Origin of the sequence: Rhizobium freirei PRF 81 (assembly GCF_000359745.1) — a bacterium.
Lineage (GTDB): Bacteria > Pseudomonadota > Alphaproteobacteria > Rhizobiales > Rhizobiaceae > Rhizobium > Rhizobium freirei.
In genome coordinates this window covers 1-1,924 of record NZ_AQHN01000018.1, presented here as the reverse complement: position 1 = coordinate 1,924, position 1,924 = coordinate 1, and the positions used below count along the sequence as shown (strand labels likewise).

The window sequence follows — 1,924 nt, the reverse complement described above, 5'->3', positions numbered from 1 at the left end:
TGTAGAGTCGAGGAAAGGCGCGGTGGCTGGCCCTTGCGAGGCTCGCTCCGTTTCCTTTCCCCGCTCATCAAACCGGACGTGCGGATTTCCCGCATCCGGCTTTCCGACTGGCTTCATCGTAAGGCCCACGGCGACTGCTTGCCGCGCTCGCGTCGAAGACACAGCACGCCCAATTCCCCGTAAACATGTTCACGTGGGAATCGACGCGTGCTGCGTCCTTGCACTTTGTGCCGTCTGCACAGGAAGTTCGTGACGCGGTCATAGACGTGTCGATCGACGCCTTCATAGGCCGATGCGAGAGCGCCATAGGAGAAGTATGCGGCCCAACCGCCCAGGAGGCGGTTCAATCGCTTGCGAACTTCAGGCCATGTGCCCTTGTTGCCCGGCGTCAGCAGCGCGCTGACCTTGGTCTTGATCCGCTGCACGCTCTTCCTGGACGGGCTCGCTCCCAGGTACCACCGGCCGCCGTTGGGCAGATGACGTGGTCCAAGCGAGTAGCCAAGGAAGTCGAAGTGTTCGCGCCGGGCATCCTTCACCGAGGTTTTCGCCTCGTTGAGCGACAGCCCGAGTTTCGTCATCACCGTCCTTGTCCACGCCAGCGCCTCGGCCGCATGATCGCGGCTGAGAATGACGAAGTCATCGGCATAAGAGATGACGTGCGCGCGGAACTCTTCACCCAGACCGCTGAGACGCCAGTGCTTCAGGAACCGGTTCATGTAGATGACCGAGAGCAGCGGACTGACGACACCCCCTTGGGGCGTGCCGTGTGTGCTGCTCTTGCCGCCAGTCATGCGCCGTTTCCCGTCGCCATCCCGCTCCTCGACCGGTGCTCGCAGCCACAGCCTGATCAGCCGCAGCACGCTCCGATCGACGATGCGTCGGGCCACCGATTTGAGGAGGTCCGAATGCGGGATCGTGTCAAAATATTTCGACAAATCAGCGTCGACAACGTCGGTGTAGCCCCGGCACATCAGCCGGTGCGTTTCCTTGACTGCATCGACCGCGCTGCGACGCGGCCGATAACCATAAGCACCGTCCTCGAAGTCCGCCTCGAAGATTGGTTCCAGTACGAGCTTGGCAGCGGTCTGGATGACGCGACAGCGGATAGAGGGAATGCCGAGCGCACGCTCGCCTCCCCCAGGCTTCGGTATCATCACCCGCCGCACCGGATCGGGTCGGTACGTCTTCGAAACGAGTTCTTCGCGCAGGCCCGCCAACCACGCATCCACGCCCGACGCCTCGATCTGCGTAAAGGTCACTCCGTCGACGCCAGGCGCTCCCGCATTGGCGCGGGCCAGCGCATAGGCATGGCGCAGAATGTCTTCACGGCAAATCTTGTCGTAGAGCAAATAGAAGCGGAAAGCGGGCTCCGCCTTCGCCTTACAATAGAGCTTTCTCTGTAGGTTCCTGATCTTTTCAGGTGTTTCGAGGCTCATCGCCAATCAACCTTTCCTCACCATCTTCGAAAGCATGCCAGAAGTCAGGGTCCTTTCCTCCGCCGGCATTGCCCGGCATCGACAGTCTTACGACCCTGTCCGACTCCCGTCCGGTCCATCGCCATCAGCGATGTCGAAGCCGCGACCTCCGACCGCACGGGTCTCCCTCGATTACCCGCATCACCCTTCCCGCGTGCCGTGCCCAATACCCCGGCAGACCGAACAGGTGCTTGTGACGATTGCTTCCCTGTTCGCACGGCCTTCCCCGGGTAAGAGACGGGTCGGCATCTGCATCGACTCTTTCGAGGCCTGCTCGGACTTCACTCGCGTTACGGCCCACTGGATTGCTCAACCGCCCAAGGCGGCCTTTGTCACGAGGCTTCGAACCGGCCGGTTACCCGACCGATCCGCTCGTCAGCTACCAGATCAATCGACAACTCTCTGGATGGAACCTTCCTCCATTGGTGACACGCGCCTTCGAGGCGCAC

At 61.5% G+C, this 1,924-nt stretch carries 1 protein-coding gene; it reads right to left on the bottom strand.

Going from position 1 to position 1,924, the window contains the following annotated elements:
• Window positions 1-113: 113 nt before the first annotated feature.
• Complete coding sequence (ltrA, locus tag RHSP_RS07125) at window positions 114-1,436, bottom strand: group II intron reverse transcriptase/maturase (RefSeq protein WP_028755411.1); 1,323 nt, start codon at window positions 1,434-1,436, stop codon at window positions 114-116.
• Between the last annotated feature and the right edge of the window lie 488 nt (window positions 1,437-1,924).